17 protein-coding genes are annotated in these 22,091 nt (G+C 52.1%); 12 read left to right on the top strand and 5 right to left on the bottom strand.

Translation table 11 applies throughout. The annotated features are described in order from the left end of the window. Window positions 1-141 precede the first annotated feature (141 nt). The 9 genes from prlC to G506_RS0112630 all read left to right on the top strand — a co-directional run bounded on the left by prlC (window position 142) and on the right by G506_RS0112630 (window position 12,003). A complete protein-coding gene (gene prlC / locus G506_RS0112670; protein ID WP_028117189.1) occupies window positions 142-2,184 on the top strand; it encodes an oligopeptidase A in 2,043 nt (680 codons plus the stop codon). Window positions 2,185-2,659: 475 nt separating this feature from the next. Further along, window positions 2,660-3,373, top strand: coding sequence for a TetR/AcrR family transcriptional regulator (locus G506_RS0112665; RefSeq protein WP_028117188.1), 714 nt, complete (start codon window positions 2,660-2,662; stop codon window positions 3,371-3,373). A gap of 134 nt (window positions 3,374-3,507) precedes the next feature. Beyond that, window positions 3,508-4,263 (top strand): class I SAM-dependent methyltransferase, encoded by a 756-nt coding sequence (locus G506_RS0112660; RefSeq protein ID WP_028117187.1) that lies wholly within the window; start codon window positions 3,508-3,510, stop codon window positions 4,261-4,263. A gap of 7 nt (window positions 4,264-4,270) precedes the next feature. Beyond that, on the top strand, window positions 4,271-4,696 hold the full coding sequence (locus G506_RS20485; RefSeq protein ID WP_051202110.1) for a GNAT family N-acetyltransferase: 426 nt from the start codon (window positions 4,271-4,273) through the stop codon (window positions 4,694-4,696). 107 nt (window positions 4,697-4,803) lie between these two features. Then, a complete protein-coding gene (gene ftnA, locus G506_RS0112650; protein WP_028117186.1) occupies window positions 4,804-5,331 on the top strand; it encodes a non-heme ferritin in 528 nt (175 codons plus the stop codon). 187 nt (window positions 5,332-5,518) lie between these two features. Then, window positions 5,519-7,222 carry an amidase gene (locus G506_RS0112645; RefSeq protein WP_028117185.1) on the top strand — a complete coding sequence of 568 codons (1,704 nt, stop codon included), beginning with the start codon at window positions 5,519-5,521 and terminating at the stop codon, window positions 7,220-7,222. 133 nt (window positions 7,223-7,355) lie between these two features. Continuing rightward, window positions 7,356-8,678 (top strand): MFS transporter, encoded by a 1,323-nt coding sequence (locus G506_RS0112640; RefSeq protein ID WP_028117184.1) that lies wholly within the window; start codon window positions 7,356-7,358, stop codon window positions 8,676-8,678. Window positions 8,679-8,698: 20 nt separating this feature from the next. After that, window positions 8,699-10,123 (top strand): DUF4145 domain-containing protein, encoded by a 1,425-nt coding sequence (locus G506_RS0112635; RefSeq protein ID WP_035387330.1) that lies wholly within the window; start codon window positions 8,699-8,701, stop codon window positions 10,121-10,123. Window positions 10,124-10,224: 101 nt separating this feature from the next. Beyond that, on the top strand, window positions 10,225-12,003 hold the full coding sequence (locus tag G506_RS0112630; RefSeq protein ID WP_035387329.1) for an aryl-sulfate sulfotransferase: 1,779 nt from the start codon (window positions 10,225-10,227) through the stop codon (window positions 12,001-12,003). A gap of 50 nt (window positions 12,004-12,053) precedes the next feature. On the opposite strand, the gene G506_RS0112625 is transcribed toward G506_RS0112630, so the two are convergent. Continuing rightward, window positions 12,054-13,457, bottom strand: coding sequence for an AAA-type ATPase lid domain-containing protein (locus G506_RS0112625; protein ID WP_028117181.1), 1,404 nt, complete (start codon window positions 13,455-13,457; stop codon window positions 12,054-12,056). 359 nt (window positions 13,458-13,816) lie between these two features. Here G506_RS0112625 and G506_RS0112620 point away from each other — a divergent pair, with 359 nt between their 5' ends. The 3 genes from G506_RS0112620 (at window position 13,817) to G506_RS0112610 (ending at window position 17,336) form a co-directional block, all read left to right on the top strand. Then, on the top strand, window positions 13,817-15,316 hold the full coding sequence (locus G506_RS0112620; protein ID WP_169628111.1) for a flavocytochrome c: 1,500 nt from the start codon (window positions 13,817-13,819) through the stop codon (window positions 15,314-15,316). A 1-nt stretch (window position 15,317) separates the two neighbouring features. Next, a complete protein-coding gene (locus tag G506_RS20480) occupies window positions 15,318-15,671 on the top strand; it encodes a cytochrome c3 family protein (protein WP_051202108.1) in 354 nt (117 codons plus the stop codon). Window positions 15,672-15,770: 99 nt separating this feature from the next. Then, complete coding sequence (locus tag G506_RS0112610; protein ID WP_028117179.1) at window positions 15,771-17,336, top strand: aromatic amino acid ammonia-lyase; 1,566 nt, start codon at window positions 15,771-15,773, stop codon at window positions 17,334-17,336. A 45-nt stretch (window positions 17,337-17,381) separates the two neighbouring features. Here the strand turns inward: G506_RS0112610 and G506_RS0112605 are convergent, their stop codons facing one another. The 4 genes from G506_RS0112605 to G506_RS0112590 form a co-directional block, all read right to left on the bottom strand. Then, window positions 17,382-18,149, bottom strand: coding sequence for a hypothetical protein (locus G506_RS0112605; RefSeq protein WP_028117178.1), 768 nt, complete (start codon window positions 18,147-18,149; stop codon window positions 17,382-17,384). A gap of 160 nt (window positions 18,150-18,309) precedes the next feature. After that, entirely contained in the window at window positions 18,310-19,971 is a 1,662-nt protein-coding gene (locus G506_RS0112600; RefSeq protein ID WP_028117177.1) for an aromatic amino acid ammonia-lyase, read from the bottom strand. Window positions 19,972-19,992: 21 nt separating this feature from the next. Beyond that, window positions 19,993-20,355 (bottom strand): cytochrome c3 family protein, encoded by a 363-nt coding sequence (locus G506_RS0112595; protein WP_035387328.1) that lies wholly within the window; start codon window positions 20,353-20,355, stop codon window positions 19,993-19,995. An 8-nt stretch (window positions 20,356-20,363) separates the two neighbouring features. After that, window positions 20,364-21,875 (bottom strand): flavocytochrome c, encoded by a 1,512-nt coding sequence (locus tag G506_RS0112590; protein WP_035387327.1) that lies wholly within the window; start codon window positions 21,873-21,875, stop codon window positions 20,364-20,366. Window positions 21,876-22,091 lie beyond the last annotated feature (216 nt).

The raw sequence follows: 22,091 nt of genomic DNA, 5'->3' as shown, positions 1-22,091 counted from the left end.
ACTGACAACTGACAACTGACAACTGACAACTGACAACTGACAACTGACAACTGACAACGGCTCTGAGCTTGAAAGCCTCACTAGCTGCCCCCACCCTAAGTTAAGCATTTGCATTAGATACCGATGTGCCAAGGAGCCTATATGTCGAACCCATTGCTGAGCCTTGCCGAGTTACCGGAATTTTCCAAGATCCGTGCCGAACACATTCAACCGGCGGTCGAAGCGGCGCTCGAGCACTGCCGCAATACCGTTGAACAGACGCTGGCGGCCGGTGGCCCTTGGCATTGGGATAATCTGGTGACCCCAATCGATGAGGCGGAAGATCAGCTGTCACGGCTGTGGAGTCCAGTCAGCCACATGAATTCAGTGGTCAGTAACGATGAGTGGCGCGCGGCGCACGACGCTTGCCTGCCAGCCTTGTCGGAATACAGCACTTGGCTGGGTCAGCACAAAGGCTTGTACCAAGCCTATAAAGAACTGGCCGACGGCGAGGGCTTTGCGGCGCTGACGGGCGCTCAGCAGAAGGTGATTACCGACTCACTGCGTGACTTTGAATTGTCCGGCATCGGCTTGGATGATGAGAAACAGAAGCGCTACGGCGAAATCGTTAGCCGTTTGTCGGATCTCTCCAGCCAGTTTGCCAATAACGTGCTGGATGCCACCAACGCTTGGACTAAACAGATTGACGACGTTGCCGCCCTTAAAGGTCTGCCGTCCTACGCCATTGCTGCGGCCGAGCAAGCCGCACAGCAGCGCGAGCTGGATGGTTACCTGCTGACGCTGGAATTCCCATCCTACTTGGCGGTGATGACCTACGCCGATGACGCAGAGCTGCGTAAAGAGGCTTACACCGCGTTCACCAGCCGCGGTTCCGATCAAGGCCCGCATGCCGGTCAGTTCGATAACACTCCGCTGATGCAGGAAACCTTAGCGCTGCGCCATGAACTGGCCCAGCTGCTGGGCTTTGCCACCTATGCCGATAAATCGTTGGCAACCAAGATGGCACAAACCCCAGAGCAGGTGGTTAGCTTCTTAAACGAATTGGCGTTGGCATCGAAAGCCCAAGGCCAGCAAGAGTTTAAAACCTTGGCAGCGTACGCGGCGGACAAGTTCGGCCATCACGATCTGCAGCCGTGGGACGTGACCTACTTTGCCGAGAAGCAAAAGCAAGATCTGTATGAGATCTCCGACGAGGCACTGAAGCCATACTTCCCAGAAGACAAAGTGTTGTCCGGCCTGTTCTACACCGTTGAGCGCCTGTTCGGCGTGCAAGTGGCTGAACGTCAGGGCGTTGATCTGTGGCATCAGGACGTGCGCTTCTTCGATATCTTGGAAGCCGACGGCAGCGTTCGCGGTAGCTTCTATCTGGATCTGTACGCCCGTCGTAACAAGCGCGGCGGTGCTTGGATGGACGATTGCCAAGGCCGTCGCATCAAGGCCGATGGCCAACTGCAAAAGCCAGTGGCCTACCTGACCTGCAACTTCAACGCGCCGGTCGGTGATGCCCCAGCGCTGTTCACCCATGATGAAGTGGTGACCCTGTTCCACGAATTTGGTCACGGCATTCATCATATGCTGACTCGCGTCGACGCCGCTGGCGTTGCCGGCATTAATGGTGTGCCATGGGATGCGGTCGAACTGCCAAGTCAGTTCCTCGAAAACTGGTGCTGGGAAGCCGAGGCGCTGGCGCAGATCTCCGGTCACTTTGAAACGGGCGAGCCGCTGCCGCAAGTGATGCTGGATAAGATGCTGGCGGCTAAGAACTACCAAAGCGCGATGATGATGCTGCGCCAGTTGGAGTTCTCGTTGTTCGATTTCCGCATGCACTTGGAATACCAGCCAGACAACGCCGATTGGGTACAGCAGGTGCTGGATCAGGTCCGTAGCCAAGTCACCGTGGTGCCAGTGGTGCCACAAAACCGGTTCCAGCACAGCTTTAGCCATATTTTTGCCGGCGGTTACGCGGCGGGGTACTACAGCTATAAGTGGGCGGAAGTGTTGTCGGCGGATGCCTTTAGTCGCTTTGAAGAGGAGGGGATCTTCTCGCCGGTGGCTGGGGCTGATTTTGCCAAGCACATTCTTGAGCGCGGCGGCTCGGATGAACCGATGAACCTGTTTGTCGCGTTCCGTGGTCGTGAACCAAGCACCGATGCCTTGCTGCGTCACAGTGGCATTGGCAACTAGCCCTAACCGTCAGGCATAGCTAACACGCAATTGGATAACGCCTCAGTGTTTACTGGGGCGTTATTTTTTTGCTATTAGAATATTATTTTTTAAATCCGCCAGGTAACAACGACTTAATGGCGAATCGATAAATAACATGTAAGAGATTGCCTACAGCTAATAACCGTTCGTCATCTTTTAATCAAAAAAACAAAAAGCCAATTCGCAAGCGAGGTAAAAAAGCCGCTTTTTTTCTGCCTTTTTAGTCATTTATTGTTCGATTTCGATTTTTCTTTGCGATTGATTTGCGTTTGTTTTTTTGTGGATAAACCAGCTAAATGACTGAGTCAGAAATATAAAATCTTCTTTCGGTGTGACCGGTGCCACAGTGGAGCTGAACCGAATTTGATTTGATCTGTGCTGTTGATGGTCTGCCAACAAATATTCAGTTGCGGCCAGATAAAACTCACGTTCGGATTAAAGGAGTAATTCCACTATGAACAAGTCGGAACTGTTCAAGTCACGCGAGCGTCGTATTTTAGCGGCGGCATTGAATACCGCTCGGAATAAAGGCGCATTGGATTTTCGGATGGCCGATGTGGCACGGGTTGCCGAGTGCTCAGTTGGTACCCTTTATGGCCACTTTCTTAGTAAAGAGGACATGATGGCGGCCTTGGTACAGTTGGCAATGGTTCGTCGTAATCAATGGTTTGAGCTGGTTGAGCAGATGCCGATGAGTGCCGCCGAACGCTTTATCGTGATTTTGTTGTCTGAACGTCGTCGTCTTGCCCAAGATGATGTGTTGGCGCAACTCGAGATGCTAGTGAACTACACCGAATTGTGGTGCCGCGCCGCCGATCAGCGCCAAGTCGGGCTGCGTACCGCCAGCCATGAACTGCAGCACAGCTTAATGCGGATCCTACAGCAAGGGCGTGAGGCCGGTGAGTTTAGCCTAGAAGATGGTGCCTTGGAGCGACTGCTGGAAACCGCTCGGGCGTTGATGATCGGCGTGCAGTTGCAGTCGTCACGACAAACCTTATCGCCGGTAAAAATGCTGCAAGACGAAACCATGATGATGGATGCGTTGCAGGCGGTATTGTTGCAAGCCGGGATTGTGATTGGCCATAGCAACTGGCAGCAGCGCTGCTTCGAGATGCTGAGTCAAAATCAGCAGTTATTGGAAGGTTTGCTGCTTAGCGACGTCGCGTAAGCGCGATTGTCGTTGAGTTTGCCAAAGGGGGTGGCCGTTGCCAGCCCCTTTTTGCTTTCTAGCCGCGGTGCTGACTGGCGCTATGCCACAATTGGGTTTACCCTCCGCGCACTTGAATTTTGTGAAACTCCAGCATGATTGCCATCTACCTTGATCCCGCCTCTGAACAGCCGCAACAGCTTGCCGATATCGCTGCCCGTTGGCAGTTGCAGCACGCTGACGATGCTGATTTCCGCCTGACCATCGAGCAAGATCGCCTGCGCCTGTTTTTGCGTGATGAACCGAAATTGGGCGCGATTGAGGTCGATCTGATCAGCGGCGCGGTGGCCCACCGTCGTAAATTCGGTGGTGGCCGCGGTCAAGCGATCGCCAAAGCGGTTGGCCTCAAAGGCGGCGTCTCGCCTACCGTGGTCGATGGCACCGCCGGTCTGGGGCGTGATGCCTTTGTACTCGCCAGCCTTGGCTGCGAGGTGTTGATGGTGGAACGTCATCCAGTGGTGGCGGCGCTCTTAGAAGATGGCCTTCGCCGGGCTTACGCCGATGCCGAAATCGGCCCATGGGTACAACAGCGGCTGCGACTGCACCACGGCAACAGCATCGCTGAGTTGTCGAATTTGCCGACCCAACCGGAGGTGGTGTATCTGGATCCGATGTACCCGCACCGGGCTAAATCAGCATTGGTGAAAAAAGAGATGCGGGTATTCCAGCAACTGGTGGGCGCCGATCTGGATGCCGATGGTTTGTTGGCACCGGCGTTGGCGTTGGCCAGCAAGCGAGTGGTGGTTAAGCGCCCGGATTACGCTGAAGATCTGGCGGGTAAGAAGCCCAGCACAGTGATCGCCACCAAGAAAAACCGTTTCGATCTGTACGTTAAAGCGGCGATGAGCTAAACCGACGATGCTGCAGTGCCACTGGCTTAGCGCCGAGCAGGCGCCGTTGGCAACGGCGTTTTATCGCCGTTGCGGCAGTAAAGAGCAGGCTCGCGGTGATGAGCGCATCGCCGTGCTGCGACGGTCGAGCGCCAGTGGCGTTGCTGTGATTGCCGCGGTGTTGCGACTAACCCCCTGCGAGGGCTATTGGTTGCTGCGAGCGCTGTTGGTGGATCCCGACCATCGTCAGCAAGGGCTAGCGTCGATGCTGCTGGATTTTGCTGGCGCTGAGTTTGCTGAACCGATCTGGTGTTTTCCCTATCCCCATCTGCGCCACCTTTACCAAACCGCTGGCTTCCGTGAGTCGGCGGACGTGCCAGCGCCGATCGCCGCCCGCCATTTGGCCTATAGCCGCAAACAACCGCTGCTGCTGATGGTGGCGAACCTCGGGTAATTATCTGCCGCGCTTTTGATTTGGCGTAATCCTTGGCTAGCGTCAGGGTTGTGCTTAAAAACTGCTCGTTGCACCATGTTGTGGACACTACTACAAGGAGTTTCACCATGTTGTCTGCGGCAATGACGGCCCGTCTTAATGAACAGATAAATCTCGAATTTTTCTCCTCTAACCTGTATCTGCAGATGAGCGCCTGGTGCGAGGACAAAGGCTTTGAAGGCGCGGCCGAGTTTCTGCGAGCCCACGCCGATGAAGAGATGGAGCACATGCGTCGGCTATTTACCTATGTCTCTGAAGCGGGCGGAATGCCGCTGTTGGGGGCCATCGCCGCGCCGGATTCACAGTTTGAATCGCTGCACGATGTGTTCGTCAAAACCTTTGAGCACGAGCAGCTGATCACCCGCAAAATTAACGATCTGGCCCATACCGCTTTTGCCAATCAAGACTATTCGACCTTTAACTTCTTGCAGTGGTACGTGGCGGAGCAGCATGAAGAGGAAAAGCTGTTCAAAGGGGTGCTGGATAAAATTGAACTGGTCGGCAACGACGGCGCCAGCTTGTATCTGATCGACAAAGAGCTGGCGCAACTGGCCACCGCCGAGGGTGGCAGCATCATGCAGGATGCCGCCGAGTAGGGCGCGATGGCGGTAGCCGAGAAGCGGTTCTCAGGCTTTTTTCTCTCTACAACATCAATCGGCTGTGCGGTAACTCATGGTTACCGCCGCCGGACTTCACCTCGGCGCGGATTGCCCTATACTGCCGCTAATAATTTGGCAGCCATATCCGCTGTTTAGGTTCCTGATTTCGAAAATATCCCTAGCCATGTTTGAAGTTACTGAAGTCTCCATTGCCGAGCTGCGCGAGGCACTGCAATCCGGTCGCACCACTGCGGTAGAGTTGGTGCAAGCTTACTTTGCCCGAATGGATGCCTACGATGGCCCAGCCACCGCCACCAAGCTAAATGCGGTGGTGGTGCGTAACGCCGAGGCGCTTCAAGAAGCGCAAGCCTCTGACGCCCGCCGTGCCCGTGGTGAGACCTTGGGGCCGCTGGATGGCATTCCCTACACCGCCAAAGACAGCTATCTGGTCAAGGGAATGACCGCCGCTTCCGGCAGCCCAGCCTTTAAAGATCTGATGGCGCAGTACGATGCCTTTTCGGTTGAACGGCTGCGCGCCGCTGGGGCGATCTGCTTGGGCAAAACCAACATGCCGCCGATGGCCAATGGTGGCATGCAGCGTGGCCACTACGGCCGTGCCGAAAGCCCATACAACGGCGACTACCTGACCGCACCGTTTGCCTCCGGCTCCTCTAATGGCGCTGGCACCGGCACCGCTGCCAGTTTCTCCGCCTTTGGCTTGGCGGAAGAGACCTGGTCTAGCGGTCGTGGCCCAGCCTCCAACAACGGCTTGTGCGCTTACACTCCATCTCGTGGGGTGATCTCGGTGCGCGGCAACTGGCCGCTAACCCCGACCATGGATGTAGTGGTGCCTTACACCCGCACCATGGCGGATATGCTGGAAGTGCTGGATGTGATGGTGGCAGACGATCCGATCAGCAATGGCGATCTGTGGCGGATGCAGCCTTGGGTGGCGATCCCGAAATCCTCCGAAGTGCGTCCACACTCTTACCTAGAACTGGCACCGCAGGCGGACAGCCTTAAGGGCAAACGCTTTGGGGTGCCAAAGATGTTCATCAACCAAGATGAACTGGCTGGCACCAGCGACAATCCGGGTATTGGTGGCCCGACCGGCCAACGAATTAACACCCGTGCCAGCGTGATTGCCCTGTGGCAAGCGGCGCGAGCGGAGCTGGAAGCCGCCGGCGCCGAGGTGGTTGAGGTCGACTTCCCGCTGGTGTCCAACTGCGAAGGCGATCGTCCGGGTGCACCAACGGTGTTTAACCGTGGCATCGTGTCTGAGCAGTTTATGCAGGATGAACTGTGGGAGCTATCAGGCTGGGCGTTTGATCAATTTTTGCAGGCCAACAACGATCCCAAGCTCAACAAGCTGGCGGACGTTAACGGTTGGCACATCTTCCCGCACGATCTGGGCACTTTGCCGAACCGCGAAGGCGACTTGGCGGCGGGAATGGAAGAGTACGTCAATATGGCCAAGCGCGGCCTCAAGGCGTTCGATCAGATCGACAGCATTCCTGACGGTCTGCGCGGGTTAGAGCAAACCCGTAAGTTGGATCTGGAAGATTGGCTGGATGATCTCAAGCTGGATGCGGTGCTGTTCCCAACCGTGGCCGACGTTGCCCCGGCGGACTCCCACGTTAATCCGGCTTCGGCAGACATCGCTTGGAGCAACGGCATTTGGGTGGCCAACGGCAACTTGGCGATCCGCCACTTAGGCGTGCCTACCGTCACCGTACCGATGGGGATCATGGCCGACATTGGCATGCCGGTGGGACTGACCTTCGCCGGTCGCGCTTACGACGATAACAACCTGCTGCGCTACGCTGGCGGTTTCGAGGCGCTGGGCAGCAAGCGGATGGTGCCACCGCGCACCCCAGCATTAGGGTAGAGTCAGTTGGTAGTCAGTAGTGATTAGTTGGCAGTGATTAGAGCAACAGCGGTACCCCTGCCCCGTGGTAAGGTGACTGCTGTTGCGCTGACTGCACACGATTTACTGATAACTAACAACCGCTTTGCCCTCGATGAAAACCATAACCACCCCACGGCTGATCCTGTTCAGCCTGATCAATTTGCCGCTGTCGATGCTGATGTCGCCGACCGCGGCCATCCTGCCCAACTACTATCTGGAATACAGCGCGGTCAGTGCCGCCTCCTTGGCGACGGTAATGCTGCTGATGCGGCTATTCGATGGCGTTACCGATCCGTTGATTGGTCTATTGAGCGACCGTTTAGGCAAGCGCAAACCGCTGATGATTGCCGGGGTGCTGTTGTTGCTGGCGTCGGTCTATCCGCTCTACCAACCGCCGCAGGATGCCGGTTTCAGCTACCTGCTGCTGTGGTATCTGCTCACCAGCCTCGGTTGGACGCTGGTGGAGATCCCCCACAGTACCTTAGCGGCGGCGATCTCCGATGATTATCAACAGCGCAATCGGGTGGTGCTGTGGCGACAGATGATCGGCTTTGCCGGTGGCATCTTGTTTATGGCGATGCCGATGATCCTGCTGGGGGCCAACCGTTTTACCCCAGCGGTATTTAATGTGCTGGCGTGGGTGGTGATTGTCGGCCTGCCAATTAACTTGTGGTTGTTGTGGCGCACGGTGCCGGAATACCCGTTAACTCGGCAACGGCCGCAGCTGGCGGATCTGTGGCAACTGTGGCGACAACTGCCGCTGCTGCGCCATTTTATTGCGGTGCAGGTGCTGTTTGGTCTCGCCACCGGCGGGATCTCCGGGATGTTTGTGATCTACGCCAGCCATTATCTGGATCTCGGGGATCACATCGCCATGGTGGCGATGCCAATGACACTGATGATGATGGCGTCGATGCCATTGTGGGCACTGCTGCTAAAACGGGTTGAGAAGCACCATTGCTGGGCGCTATCTGGAGCGATGACGCTGATCTTCTTGCTGCTGCTCAGCACCATTGAAGCCGGTGACAACGCCCGCTGGCAGATGCAACTGGGGATGACCGCCATCGGTGCCAGCATCGGCTTGGCGGCGTTGTTACTGCCATCGATGATGGCGGATCTGATCGATTATGACCGCTGGCGCACCGGCAAAGATCGTGGCGCCACTCTGTTTGCCATTCAAGCGCTGGTGATCAAGCTCAATCAGGGGGCCGGTGCTGCGGTGGCGCTGGCGATAGCGGCGGCGTTTGGTTTTGATGCTAAGCAAGCGGTTGATGCCGATGCCGCGCTAGGTTTGCAGCTAGGCTTTATTTTCTGGCCGGTGCTGTTGCTGCTGCCGATGTTGTATCTGGTATGGCATTATCGACTCGACCGCCGCGCCCAGCGGGCATTGATCCGTGCCTTAGCTCGAACAGATGTAGGCAACATGGCGAAGTAACCACCTAAATAGAGATCCCGATGAACGATACCGCGCTGATCAAACAGCTGAACCGGCAGTTGCTGGATGACTACCTGTTGGCTCGCAACTACTGCTTGGATGTGCCGACCTACGCGCTGGTGCATCTGCGCAGTGTCGCTCACCGTTTGGTGGAACAGATCGGGGCTCATCTGCAGCTCGAGTTTCGCTCGAAAAACCTCTACGACCGCATCGATCAGCTGGGGAAAACCCGCAAGATCGACATGCGTTTGGCGCGCAAGCTGCACAAGCTGCGCAACGACGGCAACAAGGGCGCCCACCCGGAAAAATATCAGCTATCGCCAACCCAATTGGTGGACTTGGCCAAATACAGCGTCCAGCAGTGCGCCAATCTGTGCGCCGAATTTTACCCGCTGCTACTGGATCAGCCGGTGCCGGAATTTCAGTTTGAAGCGGTCGATCAAGAGGTCGGTCGCGAGCTGTGTTACCGCGCCATTATGGAAGACGACGCCGAAGCGCAGTATTTGGTGGGACTGTCGCTGAAGGCGCGTTCGGTTGCACGACAGCAGCAAGCGCAATCTTTTGCCGAAGCCAATGACATGCAGCCAGAGGCGCAGATCAATGACGAACTGGTGCAAGCGGCTTACTGGTTTGGCCGTGCCGCCAGTCGTCATGCTGGGGCTCGATTTGAACATGGCGTCGCGCTGCTGCATGGCTATCACGGTGAACTGGACGAAACTCAGGCGTTGCAGCGGATCAGTGAAGCGGCCGAACAAGCGAATGCCGATGCGATGGCGTTGCTGGGCTACTTCTACCTGACCGGCAGCCACGGTTTTGATCTTAATCCAGAATTGGCGCAGCACTACCTCAGTGCCGCGGCAGAGCAAGAACAACCGGAAGCGATGGCCAATTTGGCGGTGCTTTATTATCAAGGGGTACTCGGCCAACCGGATTACCCAAAAGCCCGTGAATACGCACAAATGGGCGCACAGGCGGGCTATCCTCACGCGCAATATCAACTGGCGGTGATGCTGCTGGCGGGTGAGGGTGGCGACGTCGATCAACAGGCTGGTCTCGGCTGGTTAAGCCATTCAGCCAAGCAGCACTACCCTGAAGCGCTGGCCGATCTGGCGCAGCGACATCTGGATGGTGATGGGGTGGCGTTAGATCCGCAACGGGCGGCCGAGTTGTATCAGCAAGCCATTGAGTATGGGCAACTGCCGCGGGCGATGTTCGAATTGGCACTGGCGCACTTTGAGGGCGAACTGCCGCAATGCGATCTGGCCTTGGCGGCGCAATTGCTGTGGCAGGCATCGCGACGGGTTGCCGAGGATTCGGAACTGGGGCAAGCGATCATCCAGCTATCGCCAGAGCTTATTAGCCAGTTGGACGCCGCCATTGCGGCCGGTGACTATCGCTTGCTGGATATTCGTCAGCGATTTAGTTCAGCGGGCCTGCCACTTTAATTGCAAGCAGTGAGCGGCAGCGCAAAATTGGCACCTGCCGCCCTCGGCTTATCCGACAAGGAGTAAGCTGATGTCAGTGTTTAATAACGTCCACACCGAAAATGACCAAGCGTAACCTTGTGATGTTGGCGATTAGCCTAGCGCTAACTGCCCCTGCTGCTGTTCAGGCAAATGCTTTTGGCCTGCCCGATACTCAATCGGTTTCCGCATTTAAAACCTATCTACCGGCCCAAGGGCGGCTGGGGACGGTAAACGTTAATCCTTACGGCAATGCGCCGCTGGCGGCGGTGATCAAACGGATGAGCTTGGAGCCGACCGACATCACCGTAACTGTGCGCGGTAAGGGTGACAAGGGGGTGGACATTAGCTATCCAGTGGGTCGCACCAGTCTGCTAACACACGATGGCATTCCGGTGTTTGGTTTGTACCCTAACCACCTCAACTTGGTGGATGTTGAGTACAGCTTAAACGGCGAGCGTATCAACGAGACCTACAAGGTACTGACTGGTGGCATCGATCTGCCGGTGGGCGAGGGCCAGACTGAGATCCTGCCAAAAGTGACTGCGGCGAAGGTGGCCAAAGGCTTTGAACAGCGGTTGTACCTGTTGGACTATAACCACAACAACGCTTACAACGAGCGCTGGCGCAAGAGCCAAGGTGGTCAGGTGTGGGATTCCACCCCGCTAAAATGGATCAGCGATACCAATGGCGATGTGCGCTGGGTGATGGATCCGGCCAACTTCCACTCCCGCACCGATGGTACCTACATGGGCGACATGAACGGTTTCCATCAGACCGCAGATGGCAGCTTTATTGTTGGCAAAGGTCAGCGGGTGTTTAAGTTCGATATGCTCGGTAAGATCCAGTGGAACATTCTGTTGCCGCAGGGCTATGTGGATCACTCCCACGACATCGATGAGATGCCAAATGGCAACCTGTTGGTGCGGGTCGCCAAAGAGGATTACCCGCTCGATAACGGCCGGCTGGTGACTACCGTCCGTGATATCGTGATTGAGATGACCCCAAGTGGCCAAGTGGTCGAAGAGTGGGACATGAACAAGATTCTCGACCCATTTCGTGACGCGATGCTGATCGCCATGGACCAAGGGGCGGTGTGCATGAACGTCAACGTCGATAAAGCCGGTGAGGTGATGACCAAGGAGGAGCTCGACAAGCAACCCTACGGTGATATCCCCGGGGTAGGCCCAGGTCGTAACTGGCTGCACATTAACTCGGTGCAATACATCGCCGAAGATGACTCAATCATCATCTCGCCACGCCACCAAGCCACCGCGATTAAAATTGGCCGAGACAAGCAGGTGAAGTGGATTTTGGGTAACTCCCAAGGTTGGCAGCAACCGTGGGCCAGCAAACTGCTGACTCCAGTAGACGCCGCGGGCAACAAACTGGACTGTAACGTCAAAGGTGAGTGTCGCGGCACCGATTTTGATTTCAGCTACACCCAGCATACCGCCTACTACAACCCAGAAATTGGCAGTTTAAGCGTGTTCGATAACGGCGATGCGCGCCATATGACCCAGCCGTCACTGCCGTTTATGAAGTATTCCCGTGCAGTTGAGTACCAGATCAACGAACAGGATATGACCGTGCAGCAAACCTGGCAGTACGGTAAAGAGCGCGGTTACGACTGGTACTCACACGTTACCTCCAACGTGTTCTACCGTCCAGAGACCGATACGTATCAGATCCACTCGGCCTCGGCGGGGCTATTTGATAAGACCCGCCTGCCAATCCACTACGTCAACGAGGTAAAACGCGGCAGCCAAGAGGTGATGGTTGAATTGCAGGTGCAATCCTATCGCCTACATAAAGTCGGCTACCGCGCCAGCGTGGTCGATCAGGATAAGTTGTTCCAATAACCGCTTAAGTTACCTAGCAAACGCAGCCAAATGGCTGCGTTTTTTGTTGATTAAAGAAGTTGATACTTACGCATTTTACTGCGGAAAGTATTGGGGTTCATGCCAATCAGTTGGGCTGCGCCATTAGGACCATGAATAACACCATTTGCCTGATTCAGGGCTGCTTTGAGATGTTGAGCAACAAGTTCATCGAACGGCAGTAAAGCTTCGGGATGTGCTGTTGATTGTTCGAGTTGGTCTGGTTCGTGAACTCCATCAGTTTGACACTGTTGATCAACCAATATTTGTCCTAGTTTTTGGTTAAGTTCGGTAATGTTTCCTGGCCATGAATAGCTATCGCTGCGGGGTAATTGGGCTTGAATTGTCGCAACATCCAATTGCTGTTCGTTGTTGGCTTGATGTTGCTGTAAGAAGTGCTCAATTAATCGTTGTAGATCTTGTTTGCGATCACGTAGTGGGGGGATCTCAATTTGATAAGGTAACCATTGTTGCTGAAGTTGCTGGAAATAATAAGTTGCTGAACTTCTGTCATTATCAGTTGTTAGCAAAATTAAGCGAGACTTAGGTTGTTTTATTAGCAGTCGTTGCGGAACACCACCGAACAACAACTTTAGTAACGGTTGTTGTAAATATTGGCAATTATCAAGCACGACACTGGCACTTGGGTCATTGATAGCATCAGCTAGCCAATGAAAATCTGTTGTCGTGACTTTACAATCTAGATAAAACAATTTGTCAGCTATACCTCCGCGAAGTTGATGAATGGCTTGAGCGATCAATCGCTTACCGACCCCGACCTCACCTTGCAATAACACTGGTTTTCGTTGGTCAGCAACATATTCTATTTTACGCATTATCTGCTGTAGGCCTGTATAATAACCAATGATTTTTCTGCTTAATTGGTCGGTAATTTTAAATTTTAGGCGCTGCAACTTTAATTGTTGGTTTTCGTAGGTTAGGCCAGTTATTTGCAAATGTCTTTTTAATAAATTTCCGATAACTGGAATAATATTAATAATAAGTTGAGGGTGATGTTCCTTAAAGCGTTCAGCATGATAACTATATAAAGATAGAATGCCTAGATACTCTCCCTCGAAGTTTAAAATAAAATACATCATAGATTTTATTTTAGGCAGACTTCTCGGAATTACATACTGACTTACTTCCTCTTGCTCTAAATGGTTAACCAAGCGCAAGCTTGGTCGTTTCGGATCACTCATTTTGGAGGCAAGGATGATTGGAACATCGATACTGGTACCACATAGGTTTTGCGGATCGCGACCGGTAGTGTATATAAACTTAACCGTTTGCAATTCATCAAGGAATGTATTTATGAAAATACCATCAATGGGCATTACCTCGCATAACAAATGATAATAACGATTGATGGCTTGTTCAAAATCACTAGTTAAACAGAGCGCTTCTATACTCTTATCAGCAAAGGTTTTTGGCATTTGACAACTTCTACAATAACAACATCACATAATGTTCAATGTTTTTTGAAAGTTTGTTTTAGTGTCGGTGGGATATTAATCATATTGAAAAATAAACAATATCGTGATCTTTTTCTCATTAAACTTGTTGGTTGCGAAATAATTTTCACTAAAAGTATGACTATCAGAATTATAATTCGAATCTTACTTGGCTAATTGATAATGTCGAGTTGTTGTATTTAACAACTGTGTGAGCTCGTTCAATAATCAGATAAGTCATGGTTACTAGCAGTGTCGCCATTGCCAACTCATGAGCATAAATAGGGCATCGTGATTGAGCATTAACGAAAGGCACTAAAGTGATAAAACGCAGAGATTTATTGAAATTAGGAGCTGGAGTCGGCTTTAGCTTGACTGCTGGTTCCGTGGTGGCGCAGTCACGTACTGAAGCATCGGTCGACTACCACCAAACCTATGATACGGTGATTGTCGGCTCGGGATTAGCGGGGTTGAGCGCCGCGATCGAAGCAGCGGTCGCGAATAAGAGAGTCTTGGTGATTGAGAAGATGCCGGCGATTGGCGGTAACAGCGCCATCAATGGTGGCGTGATGGCGGTAGCTAATCATCCACTCCAAAAAAAGAACAACATTGTTGATTCAGTTGAGTTGATGCTAAATGACATGCTGGTGGCAGGTGAAGGCTTAGGAGACCGGAAGCTGGTTGAAATGGTTGCTCGTGAGTCTTATGCCAGTTACCAATTTGCCATCGAGTCAGGCGCTGAGTTCTCGGATGTGTTGCTACACCATGGTGGCCACTCGGTACCGAGACTACTTAAAACTAAGCATTCCGTTGGTGGGGACATTACTTTCCCATTATATCAACGGGCACTTAAAGCCGGTGTTGATTTTGCTAAGAAAACTAACTTACGGCAAATCCTGACTAATGAAAGTGGTGCGGTTGAAGGGATTGTTATCGAGTCTGGCTATGATTACCGTAACAAGCAATATAATGAAGTAAGTAATGTTCAAATTACTAAGGCATTGATCATCGCCAGTGGCGGTTTTGCCAACGACGTTGCTTTTCGAATGGTCCAGCAACCGCGGATCGATCATAAATTTCCATCAACTAATCAACCAGGTGGATCAGCTGATGCGCTGCGTTGTATGTTGGATCTTGGTGCGTGGCCAGTGCAATTGTCGTTTGTGCAGATGGGGCCGTGGACTATTGCTAATGAAAAAGGATTTGGGCATACCCCATTTAATGGTGTAGGTGCATTTGCGTCAGGATTAACGATAGATCGCCATAGTGGCCGTCGTTTCTTTAATGAGATGGGTAATCGTAAGCAGCGTGCCGATGCCATAATGACTCGTGTAGATGAAAAAGGTAATCCAAGATTTCCAATATCCTTTGCTGCACAATCCGCTGTCGATGCTTATCCTGATGCTTATTATATTCTTGATTCAGCACTTCATCATGGTGTGGTTAAGCGCTTTGAAACTTTACAAGCTATGGCTGATTTCTATCAATTGCCATTTGTTGAGTTGCAAGATGAAGTACAGAAATTTAATGGTTTTATTGACCAGAAAAATGATAAGAATTTTGGTCGAGTTAATATTGCCAGTGTACCTAAATTATTAACTGGGCCTTACTATGCCTGTGAGTTGTGGCCAAAGGTACACTACACCATGGGTGGTGTGAAAATTAATGAGTTTACTCAGGTTATCAATGTCAAGACAGGTCAAGCGATACCAAAATTATATGCTGCTGGTGAAGTGACAGGAGGTATTCATGGAGCGACTCGTTTGGGTGGTTGTGCAATCGCAGAAGCGATTACCACTGGTCGAATGGCAGGAAAACAAGCGTGTAAGGTGAATAGTTAAGATGAAACCAGCATTTTTATTGGCGCTCAGTTTGGTGGCCCTGCAAGGTTACCCAATGGAAAAAAGTAGACATCTTGAAGTTGGCTTGGAATGTATTGATTGTCATGCCGCAGACTTAACCAAATTTGCCAATGAACAGGTCTGCTTAGAATGTCATGAACAACAAGGAGAAATTAACCTTGAGGCGATTAATCAACGCCCTGGCCATTCGTTAGAGATTCAACCAGATCCACATTATAACGTTCACTTTGGTAATACCTTAAATTGCACCGCATGCCATTCTGAACATGCCAAATCAGAAATCTATTGTAATTATTGCCACCAATTTAAATACCCTAATTTTGATCAGGAGTAACCTAAAATGAAAAAATTTACATTATTACCTGTTGCGGCAGCACTTGTTGCTTGTTTTTCGGTTCAGGCGGCTGATTCGGTTGTAATTTCCGGTAAAGGCATGAGCATCAGTGATGTGGTTGCCGCTGGCCAACCTGGCGCAACGGTCAGCCTATCTAATGCCGGTTTGGAGCGGATTGAGCAGTCCAACCAAGTGGTACTAACAGCCGCAGCCCAGCGCCATAAGATTTATGGGATCACCGTCGGACTGGGTCCAAATCATAAGCGTCGGATGATTGATGAAGATGGCCGGTTTGATGAATCGACGCGGCAGCGTTCGGTGGCATTTAACAAAGCCCTAGTCTACGCCCACAATGCGTCGGTCGGCGAGCCAATGGATCAAGATGTTGTACGGATGGCCATGGCACTGCGGGTAAATCAATATGCCAGCGGTAAAATTGGGGTTGATGCCGACATTCCAAAATTGTTTGTCGAATTCCTGAATCGCGGTATTACCCCAGTAGTACCAATCGAGGGCAGTGTTAGTACCGCTGATATTTTGCCTGGGGCTTATTTGGTACTCGCAATCATGGGTGAAAGCGATGTTTACTACAAAGGCAAAGTCGTGCCGGCGCTGGAAGCGATGCGCGCGGAAGGCTTAAAGCCGGTTGAACCTTTTGGTAAAGATGCACTATCGACTTTCTGTAACAATGCGCTATCCGTGGCGTACAGCATTAAAATAGCCGATCGGACTCGTACCACTCTTGATGCGACCGCAGGAGTAGTGGCGATGTCGCTAGAAGCGATTAACGGCAATGTCTCCCCTTATTTGCAGCATACCCTTGATAACCGACCGATGCCCTACGTGAAGCAGGTTGCCGCAGATATTACTGGTCAGTTAGATGGCTCTTATCTGTGGGACGTGAATGCCGATCGTACGGTGCAAGATGCCTTGGTCTTCCGCGGGGCACATTGGCCAATTGCTGCTGCCTACCACGAACTCGAAGGACTTGATGCGCTGTTAGCGCTGCATATCAACAACTCAGATGATAACCCAACGGTTATTATCGACGTCAACGATGTCAAAGTTCAGAATCCAGAATCCAGCCAGGTTCGTTCTTACATCACCACCGGTGATGTCACTGGGGCAGTGCAGTCGTCGTCAAACTTTGAAGCGACTCAAATCTCCATTCGTCTCAGCGGGGGGGCGTTGGCGATGGGGCACGTTGCTCGTGATTCCGTATACCGGACGCTTAATATGGCCGACCCGAATTTTACCAAGTTGCCGGCGTTCTTAAATGAGCCAGACACGGTATTCCACGGTTTTATGGCATTGCAAAAACTACCAGTTAGTCTGTTTATGCAGGTTAAGAACAATGTAATGCCAGTGTCGCTAGACTCGTTACCAATGGCCGGAGGCTACGATAACACTGGCTCGAATATGATGTTTGCTAATCAGCGCATGGATAAGGCGTTAGATGATATCGAACAGATTTTTGGGGTAGAGATGATGATGGGAGCACAGGCGGTGGATATGCGGATCCGCGCTGGTAACGACAAGATGGGCGCAGGAACCAGCAAGTTGCACCAGCAGATCCGTCAGCAAGTGGCATACTTGGATAAAGACCGTCCACTGGCTGATGATGTTGTGGCGCTGAAAGGTATCTTTCAAACTCTGAAGTTCTAAGCATTTGCAGCAGACACAAACGCAGCCAAATGGCTGCGTTTTTTGTTAAGGCAGCTGGCGCTGTTTACACATTTCTGTCAGCTGTTGACATTGTTGACAGCTAATGTGGCGCTGACGCTGCTGACTGTGCAGGGCGTAGTTGCTGGCTATGATGGCTGCATGCTCCAGTTGTGCTTGACTGATACCCAGCGGTAGCAATTCGCTGGCCATTAAATCCATAAAGATTTGCGGTTTATTTAATCGATGTTGAGCGTCGACCAATTGACTACCGTTAACCCAAATAAAGCCTCGAAGCAGATAAGAGAGCTTGTCACACAGTAGGTGCAATTGTTGTTCGCTGCACTGAAGTTGGCCGTGTTGTTGCAGACGCTCGGCATAGTGACGCACCCAACGCCAAAAAAAGTTAATTCGAGCTCGCACCTTATCCGATTTACCGCTGTCTACCGATGACCAAATACTGGCGTTGATGCTAGTCGAAATTGCATGCATGGCAATTGGGTATTCACTGCTGCGATATAGCGTCATTACAAAGGGCAGTAATAAACAACTTAAATCGTTCAGCTGTTGTTGGTGTTGTTCGATTGTCGCTAATTGGTTGCTAACGGCGGTACGAACCCAAAGACACAGCAGCAAATCGCTTTTGTCCTCGTAGGCTTGGTAGAAGCTTTTACTAGAGCAGTTCGCATTACTGATGATCCGGCCGACCCGAAAGTTAATCAGACCTTCGTCATTTAACACTTGCATGGTGGCACGGGTGATGTTGTCGATAAGCATCGACTGTTGTTGCGCAGATTTGCTGTTTGGGCGGCACATCGAAACGATCTGGAAGAGGGGGTGACCTTAAAAGACCGAATAAAATGATTGAAAAGAAATAAAAAATCGCTGTTTTGAGTCACAAAAAGAGTGACCGCTGAATGCGGTGCGAAGAAATCGTTGCAGCCAAACTTGGTTGGCTGCAACTGGTGGCAGAATGTTAGCGAGAGATCCGCTGTTCGATAAAGTCGATGGTTTGCTGCAGCTCGCTACTAATAAGCCGATCACTGTCGTAGTACGGCACCATCTTACGATAGTCATTTAACAGCATTTGGCTTGTGGTGGAGGCTTGTTGCTGAAAATGACGAGAGCGAATGTCCAGTGCTTGAGCGGATTGCATTAACTCAAAAGCGTAGATTCGAGTAATCAGGTCATTGGCTTTTCCTAAATTGGCAGCCAGCAAAGCTAAGTTGGTATAAGTGTCCTCAATGCCACTTTGGGTTTCAGTTCCATAGAATGAGGCCGGGGTGACGGTATGAGCCAGTTTCGCTACCAAAGCTACATGGCCATTTGGCATGGCATAGAAGCCTTGACCGTTATCATTTTCCGGTGCGACAAGGCCTCGAGGCAGTTGGGTAAAGTAGCCATCAAACAGTTTCAGTGAGCGGTGGCTAGAGAACTTACCCAGCTGAGCAACATTTAGCAGGTAGCCTTCCAAATTGGCTGCAATTGGGGTCATATCGAAGTTGGCGACCGAGTTAATCGCGCCACTGATGTTGTCGCCTTGGATAAAGTACTGGCCAACTTGGCTGTGTTGACCGTAGTCTCCGGCAGTCGCGCCAACACTAATTACCGGGTTGTCGTCAGAACTGTTGATGTGCAGTTCCAGTAACGCGGTTAGCGACTCAAAGCCAGCATAGGCACTGGCGATTGGCCAGTGAGCTTGACGGAACGATAACGGATCTTGGATGGCCCGTTTGTTGTCTTGCTCAAACAAGTAACTGCCATCGAGATTAACAAGAATCTGCTCGGCTACTTGCTTGGCAAACGGCATAGGTCGCGCATCAATGCTGTGGGGCAACAATGGGCTAATATTGCCGTTCAGCGCTTCCAATGAGAACGACACCAGTTGTGGACTGAACTCGATTAAATTTTTAGATTGCGCCAGTGCTAATGCTAATCGCGCTGCCGATACGCTATTGGTGGAAAGGATCGATAGCGAATCTTTGGCATAAGGTACCAACGGTTTAATGCCAGCTTGCTGTAATGCTTTGACTGCCGGCATCCGCTGTCCTTGATAATGCACCTCCCAATGTCCCATCATCGCAGAGCCAATGTGCGATGCCAGACTGATATCGGCGGCGCCAACTGAGCCATCTTCAGGGATCACCGGAATGATGTCGTGATTGATAAATTCTTGGTATATCCGCACTACATCAGGATGGACACCAACGTGCCCTGTAGCGATTTGGTTGAGACGGATCACCATGGCCGCACGAACGACATCATTGGGCATCGCGGCACCAGTGGCGGCGGAGTGGGTCAACAACATTTTTTGATTAAAGAGTTGCGACATCTCGATAGCTGAAGGCGTTAAGCGCCCATCGTCGCCAAATATTTTGGTGTCTTTGCTTTTGCCAACGCCAACAGTTAAACCATAGATCGCAACTCCTTGGCGGCCAGCTTCCAGCAAGAGTTGATGGCTCTGTTGCACGCGCTGTTGTGCGGCTTTGGTCAAAGATACATGCACATCGCCGGTAGCGGCGCTGACCACTTGTTCAAGGGTCAATGATTGTCCATCTAAATTTAAGTTGGCCGCCAATACTAGGTTTGGAACCAGTGTCATTACGGCAATGGCAGTTTTGGTGAATGTGTTATTCATTACGGATCCCAAGGCTGGTAGCTATTTAAAGTTTTGGTAATCGAAGGCGTGGCAGGTATCGCAGAATACCTTGGCTGGCTTGTGCTCGGCGTGGCAGGCAAAGCAGCTCATGGTGGTGCCATAGTGCGCTGAATCGTGCGGATTAGGCGCGACTTTGGTGTCGTGCGGTTGGCGCTCGGTGTGGGTGGCGGCGACTAAGTCGGCCATTGGCCCGTGGCACTCCAAACAGCTTTGATCACTGGGGGCAACCACGTGCGCCAATTCAGAATTATGGCAACTGTCGCATTCGAGCATCGCATGCTTGTCGCTCATTTGGATGTCGTTGGCGCTCACCTGCAGCGAGGCCGACAGCAACAATGCTGGCAATAATATAATGACTTTCATAATTGGCCTCAGGCTTGGGTTAGACAGTGAATAACAGCACGACGACCAGTGGCGATCGCTTCGGCAATGGCACAGCCGCCCAAACGGGTGCCACCATGGATTCCGCCGGTCACCTCGCCAGCGGCATAGAGCTTGGCGATCGGCTGGCTGGTTTGCATGTTGATTACTTGAGCTTCTTTATTAATTTTGACCCCACCCATGGTGTAGTGGGCTTTTGGCCACAAGCGAATGGCATAAAACGGACCCGTGCCAAGCGGCGGTACCGCTTTCAGGTTGTGGCGGGCAAACTGCGAGTCTTGGCCGCGCTTAATGTCAGCTTCAAATTGCTGCACCTGTTCAGTCAGTCCTGCGACGGGCATACCGTAGTGCTGCGCCAATTCGGCGATGGTGGCAAACTTTTTGATCACCCCTGCATGCAAGCCAGACTCAAGGATGTAGAAACTGCCACGGTACTTGTCGACGGCACTTTGGCTGACGAAGGCCACCGGATAGACCGGTTTTCCCTGTTCGTCTAGCTGCGCCAGAATGGCGTCAGCGCGTTCTTTGCGATCGGCCATCTCATTGAAAAAACGTTTGCCGCTTCGAACGTCTACGGTCAGGCCGTACGGGAAGGTGCCAACTGAGTTAAATGGGGTATGGCCGAAACCGTACTCATCAGGGCTAGTCCATGGGCCGATCTGGATTTGCGACAGCTGTACTGGCCATGCGCCGATCTTGATCATCGCCTTTAAGCCGCTGGCACTGCCTCCTTGATGGTTGGTGGTGCTCATGTGATCGCCTAAGGCTGGTACTTGCGCTTGGCGGAACTCGACATCAGCGGCAAAGCCTCCGGTAGCCATTATCAGTGCTTGATTTACTTTAATCCGCAGCGGTTGGCCGGAACTTGGCTGTTCAAAGTAATAGTTCTGGCGGATTTCGATCCCTTCGATGGCGCCATCTTGGGCAACGATGATCTGATCCAAATGGCAGTTTTTGCGGGCATCTAATCCATTGGCGGTGGCGGTTTTCAGCATCGCCGTGGTCATGTCACCACCGACCGCATTAATCGATTGGATGATTCGCGGTTGGGTGTGGCCACCAAAATGCATCAGGGTGTCTTTGAACTTGGTGCCGCATTGCAGCAAAAATTCATAAGAGGCGGCTGATTCGTTGGCCACCAACTTCACCAACTCCGGATCCCCCAAGTTGCGTCCAGCTTTAAGCATGTCGGCAATCATCAACTCGATGGAATCTTCAATGCCTTTGCGTGCCTGTTGTGGTGAACCAACCACAGCCATGGCGCCGCCGTTGATGCAACTGTTGCCACCAAAGCCCGGCATCTTGTCAATCAGCAGCGTTTTCTTGCCAGCTTTGGTGGCCTCTACCGCAGCGGCACAACCGGCAAAACCAGAGCCAATAATGATGATGTCGAACTGTTCGTCGTAGCTTGCGCTGCGGCCGTTGGCGTGGGCGCCACTAGCTAGGCCAGCGGTTAGCAAGGTAGCCGCCGAACCTTTTAAGAAATTGCGTCTAGAAGTCATCAGTACGTTCCTGTTGAGAAAAGGGTACGGACTGATGGTGGCGGCCGAGGCCGTGATAAAGGGTGATGCTGGTCACCTTGGAAAAACCTGGAAAATTAGTTTTTCACGGTGTTTCAAAGTTGGGGTAATGGCTGCGTAATACCCCGCATTGTGAGCCGATATTGCTGGCTCATGCCGCAGCTTGGGCTGCTAATTGATACAGAATTTCGCCGCTTG

The sequence above is a fragment of the Ferrimonas senticii DSM 18821 genome (genome assembly GCF_000422665.1).
Classification (GTDB): domain Bacteria; phylum Pseudomonadota; class Gammaproteobacteria; order Enterobacterales; family Shewanellaceae; genus Ferrimonas; species Ferrimonas senticii.
Note: the sequence above shows the minus strand (reverse complement) of the source record. Positions and strands in the feature narration are given on the sequence as shown.

Coding starts and splice junctions, on each gene's coding strand:
- G506_RS0112630 (WP_035387329.1), top strand. CDS start 10,225: ATGACCAAGCGTAACCTTGTGATGTTGGCGATTAGCCTAGCGCTAACT.
- G506_RS0112665 (WP_028117188.1), top strand. CDS start 2,660: ATGAACAAGTCGGAACTGTTCAAGTCACGCGAGCGTCGTATTTTAGCG.
- G506_RS0112590 (WP_035387327.1), bottom strand. CDS start 21,875: ATGACTTCTAGACGCAATTTCTTAAAAGGTTCGGCGGCTACCTTGCTA.
- G506_RS20480 (WP_051202108.1), top strand. CDS start 15,318: ATGAAACCAGCATTTTTATTGGCGCTCAGTTTGGTGGCCCTGCAAGGT.
- G506_RS0112635 (WP_035387330.1), top strand. CDS start 8,699: ATGAACGATACCGCGCTGATCAAACAGCTGAACCGGCAGTTGCTGGAT.
- ftnA (WP_028117186.1), top strand. CDS start 4,804: ATGTTGTCTGCGGCAATGACGGCCCGTCTTAATGAACAGATAAATCTC.
- G506_RS0112625 (WP_028117181.1), bottom strand. CDS start 13,457: ATGCCAAAAACCTTTGCTGATAAGAGTATAGAAGCGCTCTGTTTAACT.
- prlC (WP_028117189.1), top strand. CDS start 142: ATGTCGAACCCATTGCTGAGCCTTGCCGAGTTACCGGAATTTTCCAAG.
- G506_RS20485 (WP_051202110.1), top strand. CDS start 4,271: ATGCTGCAGTGCCACTGGCTTAGCGCCGAGCAGGCGCCGTTGGCAACG.
- G506_RS0112610 (WP_028117179.1), top strand. CDS start 15,771: ATGAGCATCAGTGATGTGGTTGCCGCTGGCCAACCTGGCGCAACGGTC.
- G506_RS0112605 (WP_028117178.1), bottom strand. CDS start 18,149: ATGTGCCGCCCAAACAGCAAATCTGCGCAACAACAGTCGATGCTTATC.
- G506_RS0112645 (WP_028117185.1), top strand. CDS start 5,519: ATGTTTGAAGTTACTGAAGTCTCCATTGCCGAGCTGCGCGAGGCACTG.
- G506_RS0112595 (WP_035387328.1), bottom strand. CDS start 20,355: ATGAAAGTCATTATATTATTGCCAGCATTGTTGCTGTCGGCCTCGCTG.
- G506_RS0112640 (WP_028117184.1), top strand. CDS start 7,356: ATGAAAACCATAACCACCCCACGGCTGATCCTGTTCAGCCTGATCAAT.
- G506_RS0112660 (WP_028117187.1), top strand. CDS start 3,508: ATGATTGCCATCTACCTTGATCCCGCCTCTGAACAGCCGCAACAGCTT.
- G506_RS0112600 (WP_028117177.1), bottom strand. CDS start 19,971: ATGAATAACACATTCACCAAAACTGCCATTGCCGTAATGACACTGGTT.